This is a genomic window from Microbulbifer maximicatervae (SeqCode) (assembly GCF_052468155.1).
This window is the reverse complement of the sequence record NZ_CP174335.1, coordinates 4,298,544-4,315,938: the sequence shown is the minus strand read 5'-3', so window position 1 is coordinate 4,315,938 and position 17,395 is coordinate 4,298,544. Positions and strand designations below refer to the sequence as shown.

General features: G+C 47.1%; 16 protein-coding genes. 15 read left to right on the top strand and 1 reads right to left on the bottom strand.

Annotated elements, in window-relative coordinates; translation table 11 throughout:
* Genes ACJJIY_RS18420 through ACJJIY_RS18350 form a run of 15 tightly spaced genes read left to right on the top strand, consistent with a single transcriptional unit; the run spans position 1 to position 15,061 of the window.
* Positions 1-1,041, top strand: a complete 1,041-nt coding sequence (locus ACJJIY_RS18420; protein WP_445358560.1) for a hypothetical protein — start codon at positions 1-3, stop codon at positions 1,039-1,041.
* Positions 1,038-1,871 (top strand): hypothetical protein, encoded by an 834-nt coding sequence (locus ACJJIY_RS18415; protein WP_444896893.1) that lies wholly within the window; start codon positions 1,038-1,040, stop codon positions 1,869-1,871. The genes ACJJIY_RS18420 and ACJJIY_RS18415 overlap by 4 nt, the downstream gene beginning before the upstream one ends.
* Positions 1,871-2,398 (top strand): hypothetical protein, encoded by a 528-nt coding sequence (locus ACJJIY_RS18410; RefSeq protein WP_445358559.1) that lies wholly within the window; start codon positions 1,871-1,873, stop codon positions 2,396-2,398. Before ACJJIY_RS18415 ends, ACJJIY_RS18410 begins: the two co-directional genes overlap by 1 nt.
* A gap of 2 nt (positions 2,399-2,400) precedes the next feature.
* Positions 2,401-3,420 (top strand): hypothetical protein, encoded by a 1,020-nt coding sequence (locus ACJJIY_RS18405; protein WP_444896895.1) that lies wholly within the window; start codon positions 2,401-2,403, stop codon positions 3,418-3,420.
* Positions 3,413-5,275 (top strand): acyl-CoA dehydrogenase family protein, encoded by a 1,863-nt coding sequence (locus ACJJIY_RS18400; RefSeq protein WP_444896896.1) that lies wholly within the window; start codon positions 3,413-3,415, stop codon positions 5,273-5,275. The genes ACJJIY_RS18405 and ACJJIY_RS18400 overlap by 8 nt, the downstream gene beginning before the upstream one ends.
* Positions 5,272-7,239 (top strand): NAD(P)/FAD-dependent oxidoreductase, encoded by a 1,968-nt coding sequence (locus tag ACJJIY_RS18395; protein ID WP_444896897.1) that lies wholly within the window; start codon positions 5,272-5,274, stop codon positions 7,237-7,239. The genes ACJJIY_RS18400 and ACJJIY_RS18395 overlap by 4 nt, the downstream gene beginning before the upstream one ends.
* Complete coding sequence (locus ACJJIY_RS18390) at positions 7,236-8,150, top strand: alpha/beta fold hydrolase (protein ID WP_444896898.1); 915 nt, start codon at positions 7,236-7,238, stop codon at positions 8,148-8,150. The genes ACJJIY_RS18395 and ACJJIY_RS18390 overlap by 4 nt, the downstream gene beginning before the upstream one ends.
* A gap of 26 nt (positions 8,151-8,176) precedes the next feature.
* On the top strand, positions 8,177-9,277 hold the full coding sequence (locus ACJJIY_RS18385; protein WP_445358558.1) for a hypothetical protein: 1,101 nt from the start codon (positions 8,177-8,179) through the stop codon (positions 9,275-9,277).
* A gap of 2 nt (positions 9,278-9,279) precedes the next feature.
* Positions 9,280-9,534 carry an acyl carrier protein gene (locus ACJJIY_RS18380; protein ID WP_413665416.1) on the top strand — a complete coding sequence of 85 codons (255 nt, stop codon included), beginning with the start codon at positions 9,280-9,282 and terminating at the stop codon, positions 9,532-9,534.
* Positions 9,535-9,553: 19 nt separating this feature from the next.
* Complete coding sequence (locus tag ACJJIY_RS18375) at positions 9,554-10,288, top strand: tetratricopeptide repeat protein (protein ID WP_444896900.1); 735 nt, start codon at positions 9,554-9,556, stop codon at positions 10,286-10,288.
* The gene (locus ACJJIY_RS18370; RefSeq protein ID WP_444896901.1) at positions 10,288-10,992 is read left to right on the top strand and encodes an ABC transporter ATP-binding protein; all 705 of its coding nucleotides are present in this window, start codon (positions 10,288-10,290) and stop codon (positions 10,990-10,992) included. The genes ACJJIY_RS18375 and ACJJIY_RS18370 overlap by 1 nt, the downstream gene beginning before the upstream one ends.
* Positions 10,989-11,708, top strand: coding sequence for a hypothetical protein (locus ACJJIY_RS18365; RefSeq protein ID WP_444896902.1), 720 nt, complete (start codon positions 10,989-10,991; stop codon positions 11,706-11,708). The genes ACJJIY_RS18370 and ACJJIY_RS18365 overlap by 4 nt, the downstream gene beginning before the upstream one ends.
* A 2-nt stretch (positions 11,709-11,710) precedes the next feature.
* Entirely contained in the window at positions 11,711-12,940 is a 1,230-nt protein-coding gene (locus tag ACJJIY_RS18360; RefSeq protein WP_413665420.1) for an ABC transporter permease, read from the top strand.
* 12 nt (positions 12,941-12,952) lie between these two features.
* Positions 12,953-13,705, top strand: a complete 753-nt coding sequence (locus ACJJIY_RS18355) for an outer membrane lipoprotein-sorting protein (RefSeq protein WP_445358557.1) — start codon at positions 12,953-12,955, stop codon at positions 13,703-13,705.
* A gap of 12 nt (positions 13,706-13,717) precedes the next feature.
* Positions 13,718-15,061: a hypothetical protein gene (locus ACJJIY_RS18350; protein WP_445358556.1), complete on the top strand. Its 1,344-nt coding sequence runs from the start codon at positions 13,718-13,720 to the stop codon at positions 15,059-15,061.
* Here ACJJIY_RS18350 and ACJJIY_RS18345 read toward each other — a convergent pair.
* On the bottom strand, positions 15,058-17,322 hold the full coding sequence (locus ACJJIY_RS18345) for a tetratricopeptide repeat protein (protein WP_445358555.1): 2,265 nt from the start codon (positions 17,320-17,322) through the stop codon (positions 15,058-15,060). The two genes, ACJJIY_RS18350 and ACJJIY_RS18345, sit on opposite strands and share 4 nt — an antisense overlap.
* Between the last annotated feature and the right edge of the window lie 73 nt (positions 17,323-17,395).

The following is a 17,395-nucleotide window of genomic DNA, read 5'->3' as shown; positions in this document are numbered from 1 at the left end:
ATGGAAATGCAATCGGTTGTAGGTGGTTTTGTTCTCAATCAATTATCCAGTATTTCACCAGTGCCCAGCACATTGAAATCGCTGTTAGAGAATTCTTGTGCTCGGCTATTCGATGCATCAATGATTATCGAAGATCCTTTGACAGAGCTTGCACCACTTAGGGACGCTTCGGTTCAGCAGCCATTAGAGCAGTTTGAGCAGACCTTTGTTATTGATCAAATTATTGACACTGTCCAGGATGAAGGACTGGATAATCACTTTCACAATATGATCGGGCTATTTGGCTCGATTATGTTGAGCCTGACTGCTACAGATGATCAGCTTGCCCAGGTCAATCAATGGGTGGAGCAGGGGATTTTCGGCCACTTCCTTATGACAGACCCCGGCGGCCCGAGCCTTATGGGTTGGAAGACAGAGCTGGTTGAAACTGATAGCGACATGCTACTGAATGTCGACAAGATCCACGGCATTGAGGCACATAAGCTTGGCTTTGCCATGGTAGTTACCAAGCAACCGGGAAGGCCTTTTCCCTTGACAGTGATGTTGCCGCCAGAACTCTGTAACCAACTACGGCAGAGTACTGTAGGAGAGCCGTTTTTAAATGGCACCTTACAGCTGGGAAATTGTAAGGGTAAAGTATCAATTACCAAAGATATGTTGTTGAGCAAAGGTGGGTTGGGTAGCGTCAATCGATTTTTAACACTGGTTCGCCCGCGCTTTGTCAAATCACTAATGCACTTTGTGCTTTGGCTACATGACTGTAAAGAAGCTCATTTAACCAGCGAAGATCAGGCTCATATAGAGTATCTAATTTATTTGTGTAATGAGCAGGTAGCCGCAACCACTTTCTCTATGCACAGCGTAAACCGTGTACTGGCAACGAAATTTACCAGCAATGAGCTTTTGCTGAACCTGGTCTTGTCAGGAAAGATCAAATCCGTAAATCGACAACGCGATCTGTTGGCTTTCACAAAAATGGAAGGCAGTTCATATCGGTGCTTCTTTGAGATATATAGCAAATTTAAGGGGCTGCGGGTATGAGCCTGTATTTACGATCTGCAGCTTTTATCCCTATAGAAGGTATCACTGTCTCATCCAGTAGTGATGTATCAACTGCCTTTGGTGATATTGCCAGGATTATCCGAAGACAGACAGATAGTATCTTAGATGCTGCTCCAGAGATAAAAGATTCGCAAATAGATCGCCATTTTTTATGCTCTACCATGATTGAACTTCCTTTGAGTTCATCGGCGATTAGTGAGCAGGACTTCAATTACGGTGATAATGCAAGAGCGCCAGTTACCAGTTTTGTTAATACCTATGAATGTGCATCTTGGGGTTATAGCCTTCGGCATTACCTGACACAAAATCCGGAATCGTGCTACTTACTGGTTAGTATTCTTGACGCCAATGTTTTAGATCTAACGTTTTGGCGAGAAAATGAAAATTGGGGCGATAGTGGTTTTGGTCTCTGTACATTGTTGTTTGAAGTGCGGGATCTTGACAGTATAAACCTTAATGCATCCTGCACGATTACTTATAATACAACTCCGGAATTTGCCACTGTCATCCGAAAAATGGCTGTTGGACGAGATGACCTGACTTTATCTTTGCCGTTCTTTCCAGAGAATATTCGCCAAATTTTCTCCAAATTGTTGTCGGCCAATCAAAAGTTACCAGACTTGCACGATCGATGGGGGCATTGTTTTGGTAGTGATCCCTGGCTGAATATTATTTGCCAAGGCGCTGAAAAGGGCTTTGACAAGCAAGAAAATTTTCTGGCCTGTTCGATTGCATTGAATGGCTATTATTGCACTGTAGAAGTTACCGTTGATGAACAAAGTCACTTCTATCTAATGGAGGCCGCGTGATGAAGACTGTTGAGCTATCAACGTGTCTCGAACGTAACCCCTATCCGGACACATTGAAATCCTGCTTAGCACAAATGCTGCCGTTGAGTACTGAGCAGGACTATCTTGCATTATCCAGTCTACCAGTTAATTCCAGCCCGGTGCTACTGAACCATTCGGAGCACTATCAATTACTGCTGGATATTCTGCGATACTTTGAAGATTCTGAACTGGATATAGACTTAATCTTGATAAAAATGCAGATGCCCGCTGGTGGGCGTATGCCGAGTGCTCTATTACAAGACACCGTTTTAATGCTTCATGACCTGGCTGGTGAAGAAGCAATATTGGTTAGAGAAGGAAAACGATATATAGCTATTGAGGATAGCTTGGTTCGCCACCCATTTGAAGCGGGAACAAACCAGCTGAAAATCAGGTTGGCAGTGGATGTTGATTGCCATGATCTCTTAATTGAGGGGCTTTCTAAATTACTTATCGAGTGCGGTTTCGGTGATATAACAATAAATACCATGGACGGGACAGCATAAAGATGTTTATTAAAAACCTATGGGTAGACAGTGGCGGGCAGGTTGATCGATTACTTGATGCCTTGAGAGGACACCTGGATCAATATGATTTGTTACCAGAGCTTATCTATGTGGTTTCTGCGGGAGAGGCTAATGTTCTACAGGATAGTCGGATTGTAGAGTTTATAGCAGACCTTGAAGATGGTGGGCATAATATCCGATTTGTGGGTAGCGCCTGCACCAGCTTCCATGCTGCAGTATTGAGTTTTTCAAAGTGTAGTGAAGCCGAAGCTTTGATCTTAAATCTCGAACTGGGCAAAGAGCGACAACAAGAGTGCCTGGATTCATTGGGTATTGGAGTTGGACCTGATCAAGATGGCTTAGATGTTCTTGTAGGTGTGGCGGCTACCTGGATCTGTCGAGAGTATTGTGAAACACATCTCTGTCAAATATCCAGCTGCGATATTCTTTCTCAAGCGCCATCTTTATCTGGCGCACCAGATTTAGTAAAGAGTATTAAGCAGGTAATCTCAACCAACGCTAGTGATGATACTCGAGTAGTTTCCTTTGATATCCGCTCGAAATGGGCCAAGGGGCTCCTGAAAGGGTTTTCGCACAGCGATAAGGCCTCATGGTTACCCAGTATTGAAGAGGACGGCTGGCACTATTTGAGTATTAAACCTCTCTCTGAATTGATCAGTTATTACATTGAGGAAAAGGTGACTGATCTATGGCTGTTAACTCTAGGGGGTGGCGGCAGGGTAGGTTGCCTGAAAATAGACATTCCTTCGCCCAATTTTCAGGGATTTCTTTCAAGACTGGTAAATGTTGAGAAACTGGTGTTGGAAGACGCCTATATAGATTTTAGTTCCGCCCAGCACCTGGGTGACACTCTAGGCCAGGATTACCTTTCGCATATTCGTGAGGCATTAAGGTATCCCAAGAGGATTTACCGGGGAAGACACAACCAGATATTTGACTGGGTATTAGGGGCAGGTAGTTGGCGTACGCTGTTGGAATATCAAGGAGCAAGACATGGATAATAATATTTATAAAACTGATATAAGAGAATTTCAATTCCTTATTGAAGAACAGTTCCATGAAGCTAAAACTCTGTTCAGCGACCAGATGTTTAAAGGGTGCTCACCAGAGATTCTCCATGAAATTTTAGTTCGGGCTAAAAAATTCTCTTATGAGGTTCTCGGGCCGGGATACCAGGATTCAGATCGAGAGGGATGCCAGTTAGAGAATGGGAAAGTAAAGCTCCCGAGCGCATTCCCTGAGATGTGGCAGAGGTTTAAGGAAGACTGGGGGAATATTTCCTCACTTGAGGGCGAACAAAATACAACTATTCCGCCCTTTGTAATGCAAATGCTCCTGGAAATGTTTATGGGGGCAAATCCAAGTTTTATGACTTATGGTGGTTTTTGCCTGCCGTCCTCCACCTTGGTGGAAAAATATGGAACCGATCTGCAAAAAGACCTGTTCAGGGACAAATTAGCCACCTCAGAGTGGACATCTTGTCTCTGCCTCACTGAACCCCAGGCGGGAAGTGATGTATCCCTTGTAGAGACTCGCGCTTCGAAACAGGAAGACGGCACTTATTTGTTAACGGGCGAAAAATACCTGATAAGTGCCGGTATGCACGACCTGACAGAAAACACCATTTATTTCGTTATGGGTCGTGGCGAAAAAAGCGGCTCGGGCACCTACGGTTTGTCCTGCTTTATTGTGCCTAAGTACTGGGTTGAAGAGGATGGGAGTCTCGGTGGGTTTAATAATATCGAATGCATTTCTCTAGCTGAGAAAATGGGCTTTAAAGGGTGTGCAAACACTCACCTTCGGTTTGGTGACAATGGCCCCTGTAGAGCTTACCTACTGGGGAATCGTGAGAATGTAGGCTTGTTGCAGTTTCTTACCTTGATGAATCAGGCACGAATCAGCACAGGTGTTTATGCCTTGGGTATGGCTTCCTCAGCCTACTACAATGCACTTTCCTATTCGACAAAGCGTCTACAGGGCAAGAGATTTCACGAGAGCTTTAGCTCTACCGCAAGCCGGGTCAATATCGTTGAGCATACCGATGTTCAGCGTATGTTGTTGGAAATGAAATCCAAGGTAGAGGGCTGTAGAGCACTGATTGCTAAACTGACATTGTCAGAGAGCTTAGTCAAAATCTACCAGGGGCAGGAAGACAAAAAGGATCGCATTGCTCACTACCAGGGTTTAATGAACCTGCTAACTCCAGTTGTTAAAGCCTATATCAGCGACCAGGCTTGGCGTATCTGTGAATTGGCAATTCAAACCTGTGGTGGTCAGGGGTATCTCAAGGATCTGGGTATAGAGCAATATGCCCGGGACATTAAAGTGCTGGCAATCTGGGAGGGAACGAATTATATCCAGAGCCAGGACTTGATCCGGGATAAGTTAGGATTGGGTAATTCCAGTAAGCTATTCCAATTCTATCAGGCAGAAATTGATAATTTCCTCGATCGGGCCACGGACTATCCTCAGTTTGAGATTGAATTTGAGCGCTTAAAGACCTCGTTTGGACATTTCGAGGCAGCACTGAAAGCTGTGCAGGTATGGGTGAAGACAAAAGAAATGTTCAAAATCCCTGCCTATAGCACACGTATTCTACATATGCTTGGTGATATAACCTTGGCCTGGCTTTTATTGGAGGCTGCATGCGCGTCATCAGATAAGTTGAGTCAGGACCTGAACGATACTGATGAGGAGTTCTATCGCTCGAAAATAGTCAGTGCTAAATTCTTTATTCGCAATGAGTTACCCCGCACCAAGCTGGTGCTGGATATCCTTCAGGATCAGGACTCTTTTTGTGAAATGGACGCTTCCTCCTGGAATTCATTATTGTCAAATGTGGAGGCTGTCTCATGAACAAGCTTGATCAGCTGGAATCCAATTACGATGTAGTGATTATCGGTGGTGGATGGGCTGGCTTAACCCTGGCTCGCCAACTTAAGATCAATGATGGTGCTTTAACCATATTGGTTGTTGAGGCAAACACTGAGTTTAAGGCCAAAGTTGGTGAAGCGACAGTGGAGATGACCGGCCACTACTTTATGAAGCAGTTGGGTTTGGTGAATTATCTCTATAGGAATCACTTGCCTAAAAATGGTCTGCGTTTTTTCTACGATAACCCTGAGCATACACTGTCATTAACAGAGATGAGTGAGCACGGAACCACCAGTATTCCGCCTCATCCAGCTTTTCAAATTGACCGGGCCAGATTGGAATCCGACCTTGTCGATATGAATAGGGCGAATGGCATAGAGGTTATTCAGGGCGTAAAAGCAAAAAATCTCAACATACAGCCAGGTGATGAACTCCATTCTATAGAGCTTATAGAAGATGGCGCTAGCGGAGTGGTTAACGCCCGCTGGTTAGTAGATTGCAGTGGTCGAAATCGGGTTGCTAAGAAGCATAAGAAGCTTACCCGTGTTGAGAATGTCCCTAAACACTTCTCTGCCTGGGGTAGGTTTAAGAACATACAGGATATCGACTCCATGGGAGATATGAATTGGAGGAAGAAGGCCTTTGGACGCTTTCTTTCAACGAATCATTTTTCTGGAGATGGTTACTGGGTTTGGTTTATACCCTTAAGTGGTGGCTATACCAGTGTAGGTATCGTTGGCGAGAATAGTAAATTCGACAAGCCGCCCACAAAGAAGCAAGATTTCCTAGATTTTCTGTTGGCTTATAGAGCTATTTCGGAACTTCTGGAAGGCGCCGAGCTTATTGATTTCGAGGCTTGGGGACAGCTTGCCTATAGAGCGGATGAGTTTATCTTTGAGGACCGCTGGGCTACCTCCGGATTTTCCTCGATGTTCCTTGATCCTCTGTTTAGTGGTGGGGGCGATATGATAGCCCTGTTTAATGACCATATTTGTAAGTACATTGTTGCCGATATCTCAGACAATAATCGTGATGAAGCTCAGCAGCGGCTTGCAAAAGAATTGCCGATCGCGAATCAGGTGGTCACAGAATTTTACCAGGGCCTCTATGCCCATGTAGCAAATGTATACCCGGTTATTGACTCTGCTGAACTGTGTTCTCCTCTGCTGGCCTACAATACCGCTGCTTATTTCCTGGAGAGTGCCTGGGATTATATGTCAGGCAATTATCTGGATCAGGAGTACTGGCTACGCAAGAGTTACCTGCGCCGTGGATATATGGCCCTTGAGTTAATGCTGCAACGCCTGTTAGTTGAAACGGCAAAAGAACTTAAAGCTCAGAATCGATATTTTCGCAGAAATAGTGAAGGTTTCTTTGAGTCCGGTGCCGATCACTATAAGTACTTTGTATATTTAATGGGAACCCAAGGCCGGGATGGTTGGCGAATCGATCTGCGGGTCAAACTTTGGGTTGAAGTTTTCCTGAGTGTTGTCCAGGCGCGACTCGACCTCCCTAAACTGGCAAATCGGATGGTTGTTCAGCAGGCTATTACCCTGCCTGATCTTTTACAAAAGCCGAATATGAATGGGGCTGACCTCAATTGGCTGCTTGAGAAGTTATCTATCAAGCTTACAGATCTAGTCAATGAGGATATAGCAGATCCAGTGAGCGTTATTGTATCGGAAGAGTCCTTCCACACAGATACGATTGAAGTTATGGATCTTGCGGGTAGCTACTCCAATAAAGAACTTGCTGAGGTTAACAAGAAAGCAAAATCTATCTGGGTGCAGACTCAGGAGTATATTGCGATCCCTAGTATGGTTCCTGTATTTCTTGCTTTTGCACGCAGTCAGCCGGATAACATAATGGATTCGGTCATTGACCAGCGTGAAGTTATGCGCACAGCTGAATTAGACTCTGCTCATGCGGATTCGGAGGTCGTGTGATTCAGGAGTTCTTTCAGGCGCGGGATGGAAAAAAACTCTCCTTTCGCTGGTTGCCATGCGATGAATCTGACTTGGTGCTTGTCTGCATGCACGGGAGCACGTTCAGTAGCCAGTGGTATTTAATGTTTGGGCGGATGGTACACCGAAACGGTATTAGTGTGTGTTTGCCAGACTGGCGAGGCCATGGTAAGAGTGAAGGTGTTCCGGGGGATCTCGATTATTCCGACCAATTGCAAGACGATCTTGCCGATCTATTAAAACACCTCAAAAAAAGAGGGGCTAAGGCCTTTGTTCTTGGAGGGCACAGCGCGGGATCATTGGTTGCACTTAAATATCTGCACCTATATGGCAGTAAAGATATTGCAGGCTTTTTTGCGATAGCACCGCCTCTGACTCAGTCAGAGGAAACAAGAAAGTACGATATTCCCGCATCTGGCTTTGAGTATTACATTCGTTACGGGAGGAAACGTCACTATACGCGGCCTAGGGCATCGGCTGGTGATCAGAATCTGCCAAAAATAAAAATGCTGAAATATTGGCTGGCACTTTTGTTCCCCCCATTGAGGAAGTTATCAGTGCTGAGCTTTCCCCCGGTGGGATCAGCAGCGGGGAATCAGGGGCGAGTTTTGGACTGTACGTTTAACTTGCTCAGCGCCTATAACGTAAAGAGATACGCGGATCTCTTTGCAAGTTTAAATGTACCCTGCCACTTTTTTGTTGGAGAGAAGGATGAAGTGCTTGATACCCACGTGCTTCACACGGTATTGAGCTGGTATCTCTCTCCCAATATTAAGGCTGGACTCACCGAGTTACCCAGAGCTACTCATATGTCAGCTATTTCTGCTTCGGCGAAGCCTATTTCCAGCTGGTTGACAACTTTAGTGCGGCAACCTGAGGGAGCTGTTGCATGAGACCTAGCAAAGGCAAAACTCCCCTGATGAGAGAAAAAAGGTTGCCCGTCGGTGGAGAGGTTTCACTGAGTTCATTTTTAAGTGATACCGATTGGGGAGCAGGGCACGGCGAAGACTGGACAGCTTTAGGAACTATAAAGAGAAGTGATAAAAACACTTTTTACTTGCAAGTTGGCAAAGCGTTTCGATTTCCCCTTTATTATTACCTGAAGGACGATCGCCTATTTGTTGGTCAGGATTTATCACTATTTCCTGCTGTTGGTGCCGATACGGTAGATTGCCACTACTTAATTGAAATTGAGTATTTTGGTTTCTCCATTGAAAGAAAGAGCCTTTTGCAGAATGTAAAAATGCTCTTTCCAGAAGATGATGTTGTTATATCAGCCAGAGAGCTTATTTGGCTCTCTGCTGAACATCATCAATCTGGGTCATTTGATGCAGCCCTGGTGACTCCTGAAGAAGCTACCGATAAACTCTTCAACAGTTTACCTGAGGTAACCTCTAAGCTTTTCTCGCCTGTTGATACCACTTTTTATGCTCATGTTGCCAATCGTTTGGCGGAGTCAAGCGGCACCAAATTAAAAGTGGGTAGACATAGCCTGCCTTTAACGGTTGGCTATCAGGAGAAGCGGGCAAAGATCTTTAATACGGCTCATAAAAATAGAGTCGTAGAAGGGATCGATCTACAAAGTTACACCGATATGGTACAGGAAGAGTTGGATCGAGCCTGGCAGTACTCAGAATCAAGTATCGATAGGGAACATTATATCTTCCAGACATTCTATCTGCCTTTTGCCCAGTTTTTACTCAATATACTGGCAATGAATACCAGCAAGATGGTGGAGATTGTTGGTGGTTCGGGAGATGAGGGTGTAATACCCCCGGCACTTTCAATAAGTGATAAACCTATCTGTAATGTTTACGAATCTTTTCAGCGGGTGTTTTTTTATGGACACCATTGGCTTGCAAAAGTCTGGTTCTATATACCGCCCATGATCAGTTCTGCTGCCATAAAACAGCAGCAAAAATACTCAGAACGAGAGCAGCATGTTTGTGTTTTTACTTTAACGTTGGACTACTTGCTGCGATTTAATAACTTAAAAATAGGAAATGTTACCGGAGAGTAAATATGTCTACAGCAGTTGTAGAAAGCAATGTACAAGAGCTATGTGAGCAAATAGCTCTTATGCTGAATGTTGATGCTGTCGATGCAGATACACCCATTGCAGAACTCGGGGTGGATTCCCTGAATATTGTCGAGGTGATTCTAATTTGCGAGCAGTTGTACCCGGGGGTGATGAGCCCTGAAAATCTTGTTTTCGACGAACATACCACCCTAAGGGAAATGGATGGTCAACTACTTGAAAACTCGGAAGAAGTCTAGCGTACTTCGGGAGCAGTCAATGTTTAAAAAAGTACTTACCATTCTTATCAGTAGTTTTTTTATTGGAAATGTTGTTGCCTGGTTTTCAGGTGCTGCTCCCATCGAGTTTGGCAAGATTGCCTATTCAGAAGGCGAGATGGAGCAGGTGGAGTTTCTCCAGCAGGAGATTGGTGAAAATAGTACAGACCCCGACTTGATGTTGGAGCTTGGGCAGTTATTTAGTCACCATAACGAGCTTGAAAAGGCTGCACACTTGCTGGAAGCCGCGTATCAACAGCGTCCAGACGACATGTTGATACGTGCAGCGTATTACTCTAATGAGGGCAAGCGCGCAGGTGCAATGTTTGATCCTGCGATGGGTCTTTACAAGCTCTACCGTCTACGCCATGCGATGGATGAGGTGGATCAGGCAGGTCTCAGTGCCGATTCAGACTTTAATGTGCGCTTGATACGGCTGATTACTTTTTCTTATGTAGGAGAAGTAAGCGGCCACTTTGAGCGGGTGTTCGAAGATGAAGCCTGGTTTAAGAATCTGATGGATTCAGAGCCCGATCTATTGCCGGCTGCTATGCAGCAGGTGGTGTATTTGTCTTTGGCTAATGCCTACTGGGTGAAAGCTGGAGAGGGCACTGAGGATTTGGCAGTGGCCAGGGATTACTACCAAAAAGCAATAGCAATGGCTCCTTGTCCTGCCACGATGCAAACCTCTTGTGAGCAACTGGGGCAAATGGCAGTCACCCTGGGTAAAAGTTAATGTTGGTTGAGCTTAAGCGTGTTTCAAAGCGCTATCGATTGGGCGATCTCTGGGTCGACGCCTTGCGGGATATAGATCTTGCCATCGATCGGGGTGAGTTTCTGGCTGTGAAAGGGCCCAGCGGTAGTGGTAAGAGCACATTATTGAATCTTCTATCCGCATTGGATCAGTGTGATTCCGGATCAGTTCATATTGATGGCGTTAATCTTGGGAGTTTGGGAGAGCATCAGCGCTCCCTGTTCCGAGGTCGTCATATTGGGATTGTTTTCCAGTCTTTTAACCTGATTCCCGTGCTTACAGCACTTGAGAATGTGATGTACCCGCTGACACTGCGGGGGGCTAACAATGCCAGGCAACTAGCGTTAGACGCTCTGGAAGCAGTAGGGCTTGCCAAGTTGGTTAATCAGCGTCCTACCCAGCTTTCGGGGGGGCAGATGCAGCGAGTGGCGATTGCCAGGGCAATTGTCAGTAAGCCGGATCTGGTGCTTGCGGACGAACCCACAGCCAATCTGGATTCGCGCACGTCGGAGAGCATTATGAGCCTTATGAAGCAGCTCAACCGGGAGCAGGGTGTCACTTTTATCGTAGCCACCCATGATGATTATGTAACCAGCTTGGCATCCCGTGTTATCACGGTACGAGATGGTCATTTGGTAGAGGATACAGCTTCGCCTCAAGGTATTGTTCAGGAGGCTATTGCATGACAGCAATCATGAAAATGTTGCTGGCTAGGGGCCCGCTAACTAGAGCGGCTTTGGCTATTTCAGTTGTATTCTTAATTTCTGCACCAGCTTTGGCTGAAGACTTCGTCTATCCAACTCCGATTCCATTCACCAATAGCGAAAGGGAAGCGCTGTTTGCTGCTGTCAATGGAGAAACGACCAGTGAGCAGAGAAAGCAGGCCTACTTGGCTCAGCTTGCGCGCCTTACGTCGATGGAAGATGCAGAGTTGCAGGATGTTGAGGAGTTAGAGGCTCTGATGCAGTCACTGGTGGAGAGTCTCCCGGATGACCCCGAACTCAATGCTGCATTGGGATCGACAACTTCCTTTAAATCCAGCTTCTACCTTGATCGATTGGCAAAACTATCGCTGTTCTCCAGACGAGGCAATCGCATGATGGATCGGGCTGTTAAACAATCTCCATTCAATCTGGGCGCCCGCCTTCAGCGGGGAATCAGCTGTGCCAATATGCCGGCCTTTCTAAAAAGAGCGCGCTACGCTGTTGAAGACTTGGAGCTGGTTAGGGAACAGGTGGGCAATCGGTTCGGTAAAGAATTTCTTGGCTTTGTAGAGTTCTACCTTGCCCAGGCTTACGAGCGCAATAAACAGCCCGATGATGCCCGGGTTCTTTGGGGAAAGGTGGCCGAGTCGGATACCGACTGGTCCGCTAAAGCCAAGCTGGCGCTTCGGAGTATTTAGTCATGGGCTTGGGTTGGAAAGTTGCACTGCTGAATATTATGCGTAACGGGCGCCGCAGCCTGATTACCTTGGCTGCGATCGTTTTCGGTTGTACCAGCCTGATTATTTTTGGCGGTTTTGTACAGTCGATGTATGAGGGGATGCGGGAGAGTATGATCCGCTCGCAGCTTGGTCATATACAAATCTATGCCAAAGGTTACAACCAGTTTGGCAAAGCGGAACCGGAAAAATACCTGATTGCTGATGGGGATCTCAAAAAGATTTCCGAGCTGGTAGAAAACGAAACCGATACACTGGTGGTAGCACCACGCCTTAATTTCAATGGCCTGCTTAGTGATGGCAAGCAATCGATAGCCATCACTGGAATTGGTATTGATGCGGAGAAAGAAGTGATGCTTTCCTCTGCAATTCAGATTGTTCAAGGGGACGATCTATTTCCAGAGGATATTTCTGCTGCCCACCTTGGAGAAGGCTTGTTCAATGCTCTGGATGTTCAGATTGGGGACTACTTGACCCTGTTGGCAAGCACCCAGGATGGAGCAATCAATGCTGTCGATGTACAGGTGATGGGGGTAATCACAACCGGTGTTAAGGAACTGGATGATCGCTTGCTCAGGGTGAATTTGCCTCTGGCCCAGGAACTGCTCTATACGTCAGATATTACACGGCTAGTGGTTTTACTGGAGGAGACCGAACTTACATCTACCTCAATTGCGACTCTGGCCAGTGTCTTTGAGCAGAACAATTTGAACCTAGAAATAAAAAGCTGGGAAGAACTGGCGGGTTACTATCATCAGGTTGTTGGCCTGTTTAACGGAGTTTTTGGTTTTATTACCGTCATTGTGTTGGTAATCGTCGCGTTGAGTATTTCCAATACCATGTTGATGGCAGTAATGGAGCGTACCCGTGAGCTGGGTACTATCCGAGCCATGGGCGGTACTCCCCGGCAGGTTGTAAACCTGATTTTACTAGAGTCGGTATTTCTCGGTTTAATCGGAAGTTTGCTGGGGTTACTGATTGGTGCACTGGCAGCCAAGGGCATTACCTATGCAGAATGGATGATGCCCCGGCCACCGGGCAGTACCCAGGATTATCCTATTCGTGTGTTTGTCGTGCCGGATATCTTATTGAAAACATTCCTGTTGGGTTTTTGTATTTCACTTGTTTCCAGCCTTTATCCAGCGATAAAAGCATCCCGGCTGCCGGTAGTAAAAGCACTTAGGTTTACTTGATTTGGGTCTTCTATGTATAAGTTGAATTCTTTTTATGGGTGGGTGTTGGCGATAGCCTGCTTGCTGTTTAGCTACTCAAGTTATGCATCGGTTTCGGCTGAGTCACTGGTTAATAAACTGGATGACTTTCGCGGGTTCAGGGATCAGGGTTTTAGCTTTGATATTACCAATGTCAGCTACAAAAAGGATAAGGAGCCCCGCACCAATAAGCTCAGTGTCAAAGTATTTAATGATCAATCACTGATCCAGTTTTTGGCACCCGCCCGGGAAAAGGGGCGGGCAATGCTAAAAGAGAGCGCCAATATGTGGCTCTATATTCCCGGTACGCGCAGGGTTATCCGGATTGCGCCCTCACAGCGGTTAATTGGTGAGACCAGTAACGGTGATGTAGTGGGGGCAAATTTCTCCAGGGATTACACCGCAGAGCTGCAAGGGCAGGAAACTGTTGATGGGGAAGATTACTGGGTGCTGTATTTATCGGCAAAATCGTCAGGCGTTGCCTATGACAAAGTAAAAATATGGATGGCACAGGCTGAGGGAAACCTGCCTTTAAAGGGGGAGTTTTATACCCGCTCCGGGCGCCTCCTTAAAACAGCGCACTATAAAGAGTTCAAGCAGTTTGAAGGCGAGTTGAAACTGCATAAATTACTCTTGGTGGATGCACTCATTGACGAAAGTTATACCTGGATGAAGTTCGATGACTATCGTCTTGAGAGCCTGGACCCGGCAATTTTCCAAAAAGGCTCCCTTGGCAGGCTGAACTGAGGTGAGTCGGTAATGGTTATCAGAATCAGGAAAATTCTCCCATTTGTACTCCTTCCTCTCGCTTTTGCTGAAAAAGTTGCCAGTGCCGAAGACTATCAAGATCCTTTCGAGACCAACTCGGAACTTTTCGATGAAGTGAGCACTGAGGAAGGGCTTTCTCGAGTTGTTTGGGATATTGATGCTTCGCTACTGGGGTATCACCAGCAGAATGAAGTTCGGGATGATCCCTATTTCGATCCGGGTCTGTTTGTCTTTGATGAACAAGACTCTTTACTTGCTCTGGATCTCAGTGGCCAGTTTTCCCTGGGAGCACACTTCTCAGTTTACTCGCGGTTTGCGGCGATAGAGCACTATCGGTCTAATGAGGCTGGAACATCTGAAAAAGAGACGGAATCCCATCTGCTAGAGGGGTATTTCTCTTCTTACACTGACAACCGAAGGTTTGGTATTAACGTCGGTCGGATAAAACCTCAGTGGAGCAACGGTTACAACTGGTCTCCAGCAAATCTTTTAAAAGCCACATTTGATCGCCCCAATCTGGATGCCGATGAGCTTACCCAGCAACTGGGCTGGGATATGGCCCATCTCGATTTCCGCTATGGTCGCTGGAACACCGGCATTTATATGGCTCAGGTTGAGGATGATCTGGATGGTCACTTTGACACTAGCGTAAATGACCATGAGTTTCAGTACGCTCTCGTGGTGAATCGTGAAGGTGACTTGGATACCCGCTTGGTATTACATCAGATAGAGGGGGAGGCAACCAATGTCGCTCTCGGGTTGAGTACTTTGGCTGGAGACAGTGCCACACTCAGGTTGGAGGGGGCTTGGGAACATCAGCGGGAGTTACCGCAGCCGGGCGAACTCTCCTATTTTCCAGCAGAGGACGATGGTTATTTGAAGCTGGTGCTTGGTACTCAGCTCAGCTTCAACCAGGGATGGGATGTTACTGCGGAGTATCTGTATAACCAGCATGGATTCGATGATGACGAGTGGGGTTTGGTTCAAACGCAGGTAGATAGTGCAAAGAACGGATTGAACAGCGCGCGGGTTTATGAGGCGATTTCATTTCTGTCCGAAAGTTTTAACCTTTTATCTACCGGACAACTACGGCAAGAGTATTTGTTCTTGATGTGGGGTAACACCCGGCTGGATAAGAAGTTTCAATATCGTCAGAGTGTGCAATACAACCTGGATGACAAGAGCCAGTACCACAACCTGGAATTGATTCAGAACTGGACTGAGCATTTTAGTACTCGACTGCAAGCCCAGTTTTTCAGGGGCTGTGAGTCCTGTGAATTTGGTCTGCTGCCTACTGAAAGGCTTCTTAGGTTAAGTCTCTATTATGATTTTTAGCGTTTGCTGGCTAAAAGTGCTTCATATTTTTGTGCGATTTCCCGCTTGCCGGATTCCCTGCTAATAGAAATTAATGCCCGCAAAATATCCAGGTCCTGCGGAAACTGGTGATGGCCGTCTTCTAGAATATCCAGGGCGAGTTCGCTGCTGCCTTCCGAGTGAACGGCTATGGCATATACGTAGAGATAGCGACTCTGGGTTTGCTCATGCTCAGCCGCCGCCTTTAGAAAACCCATTGCCTCCTGGTGGCGGTTCTGACGAACCAGGGAAAGGCCTAAGGCATGTTGGATTACGGCGATATCCTCACTCTTCGATAGTGCTCCTCTGAGTAATAATTCCGCGTCGGTTTCACGTCCACTTGCCCGGTAAAGGTCGGCCAAGTTGATATAGGCGGGTGTGTAGTAGGAGGCCTTGATTATTGCCCGGCGATAGAAGGCTTCCGCTTGTTGCGTGTTTCCTCTCCGGAAATGGAGGTTGCCCAGGTTTACCAGGGATTCCGGCCGGTCGCTGTTGAATAATTCTGAGGTGGTATAGGTTTTAAGGGCCTTTGAGTATTGCCGCTGTACTTGCGCGGGCATAGTCCCGATCTGAGCACCGGTAATGCCATTGGCAGCCAGCGACCTGGTCACGGCCATTTTACTGAACAGCAGCGGTACACCGATCATCAGTCGCAATTGCTCCGGTAGTTCATCCAGAGACTGCGCAAGGGCCAGGTTTAATAATGGTTCTTCGCTCTGGGCAATTTGTTGGAGTAACTGAGCGGAATTTATCGTCAGGTAGCGCGGTAACAAACGGATTGCGCTGGCCCGGACAATCTCCGGTTGACTGCTGTCCTGAATGAGCTCCATTAACATCTTATCGGCCTCGCTATCCCCGCGCATAGCTGCGTGCAATGTCTGCCCGTAGTGAGGGGGAGGTGAGCCGTATTTGTCTTCCAATATCTTCGCTGCCCACTGGCTCGATTTACCTTGATGGCAGCTGTTGCAAGTATTGGGGGTGCCCAGCGCCTCGGAAAGGTCAGGTCGGGGAATGCGGAAACTGTGATCCCGGCGTCCATCCACCTGCATAAAATTTTTCTTCGGCATATGGCAGTTTGTGCAGCGGGCACCGGGGCTTTGAGTTGGGTGCAGATGGTGATCAGTACGGGCAAATCGCTCCGGCATATGGCACTGGGCACAAACTGCATCACCAGCTGCTCTCAGTTGTAGGCTGTGGGGGTTATGACAGTGGCCACAGGTAACACCTGCTGCGTACATTTTGCTTTGCAGAAACGATCCGTACACAAATACCTCGCCATCGGCCTGGCCATCTGCGTGGTAGAGAGGCCCTTGCAGAAGTGTGAGGTTGAAATGATCCAGTAATTCGCTGTTAGCCTGCGCCCCCGGTAAATGGGTACTCCGCCGAGAATGGCACTGGGCGCAAGTTGTTATTTCACGCTGGATGGCTGCCGATGGTGCAAGCTTGGCAATCCCCGTTTGCAGATCCATTTCCCGGAGCTGTTGGGTTGGGTCAATAAGATGAGGATCAAGCCCTTTATTCTGCAATGCCTCATTCTGTGTTTTTGCCCACTGAAGGTGTCTCGATCCCGGGCCATGACAGGATTCGCAACCGACACTGATCTCTGACCAGGATGTCTGGTAGCTATCGGTTTGTAGGTTATAGGCCTTTTGCAAGTTGGTGGAATGGCAGTCGGAACACATAAAGTTCCAATTCTGGTTTATGCCGGTCCAGTGCAGGGGGTGTTGATGGTCTATCGCTTGATCGGGATAGAGATGGAACCAGCGCTGGCCACCGACAGATTTGTCCCGGCTGTCCCAAGCGATATTCAGTGCCTGAAGACGTCCGCCTCCCAAATCAATCAAGTATTGCTGTAAAGGGTGGACACCAAATGTATAGGCAAGGGGATAGTCCTGGAGGTCCTCACTGGGCCCATCAGTGCGTACGTAATAGCGCCCTTTCTTTTGATAGAAGTGAGATTTCTGCCCTTGATATTCAAATGCCACCCCGGAGAAATCACCTAGAACGCTGTCGCTATTGGCGGCCTGCATTGCCTGCTGGTGGTGGGAACCTTGCCAGGCACTGGCCTCATCTTTGTGGCATAGGGCGCATTGCGCGGAGCCCACGAAAGTGGCTTCTGAGCTGATTGCTTCATCCTGGTGCTTGAGAGGTTGGGTATCAACCGGCTCTTCGTTACCACAGGCCACCAGTAGGAGACAGATAAGGCTGATTTGGAGGAGGCTAGTGCCAGCTATATTTATCACGGTTTTTTTTATTGTGATGAGTTCTTAGCTTAGGGGGTTATTCAGAGGCCCCCTAGGCCAAAAGATTAGTTCA

Coding starts and splice junctions, on each gene's coding strand:
- ACJJIY_RS18360 (WP_413665420.1), top strand. CDS start 11,711: ATGGGCTTGGGTTGGAAAGTTGCACTGCTGAATATTATGCGTAACGGG.
- ACJJIY_RS18365 (WP_444896902.1), top strand. CDS start 10,989: ATGACAGCAATCATGAAAATGTTGCTGGCTAGGGGCCCGCTAACTAGA.
- ACJJIY_RS18355 (WP_445358557.1), top strand. CDS start 12,953: ATGTATAAGTTGAATTCTTTTTATGGGTGGGTGTTGGCGATAGCCTGC.
- ACJJIY_RS18370 (WP_444896901.1), top strand. CDS start 10,288: ATGTTGGTTGAGCTTAAGCGTGTTTCAAAGCGCTATCGATTGGGCGAT.
- ACJJIY_RS18410 (WP_445358559.1), top strand. CDS start 1,871: ATGAAGACTGTTGAGCTATCAACGTGTCTCGAACGTAACCCCTATCCG.
- ACJJIY_RS18405 (WP_444896895.1), top strand. CDS start 2,401: ATGTTTATTAAAAACCTATGGGTAGACAGTGGCGGGCAGGTTGATCGA.
- ACJJIY_RS18380 (WP_413665416.1), top strand. CDS start 9,280: ATGTCTACAGCAGTTGTAGAAAGCAATGTACAAGAGCTATGTGAGCAA.
- ACJJIY_RS18420 (WP_445358560.1), top strand. CDS start 1: ATGGAAATGCAATCGGTTGTAGGTGGTTTTGTTCTCAATCAATTATCC.
- ACJJIY_RS18385 (WP_445358558.1), top strand. CDS start 8,177: ATGAGAGAAAAAAGGTTGCCCGTCGGTGGAGAGGTTTCACTGAGTTCA.
- ACJJIY_RS18400 (WP_444896896.1), top strand. CDS start 3,413: ATGGATAATAATATTTATAAAACTGATATAAGAGAATTTCAATTCCTT.
- ACJJIY_RS18375 (WP_444896900.1), top strand. CDS start 9,554: ATGTTTAAAAAAGTACTTACCATTCTTATCAGTAGTTTTTTTATTGGA.
- ACJJIY_RS18350 (WP_445358556.1), top strand. CDS start 13,718: ATGGTTATCAGAATCAGGAAAATTCTCCCATTTGTACTCCTTCCTCTC.
- ACJJIY_RS18415 (WP_444896893.1), top strand. CDS start 1,038: ATGAGCCTGTATTTACGATCTGCAGCTTTTATCCCTATAGAAGGTATC.
- ACJJIY_RS18395 (WP_444896897.1), top strand. CDS start 5,272: ATGAACAAGCTTGATCAGCTGGAATCCAATTACGATGTAGTGATTATC.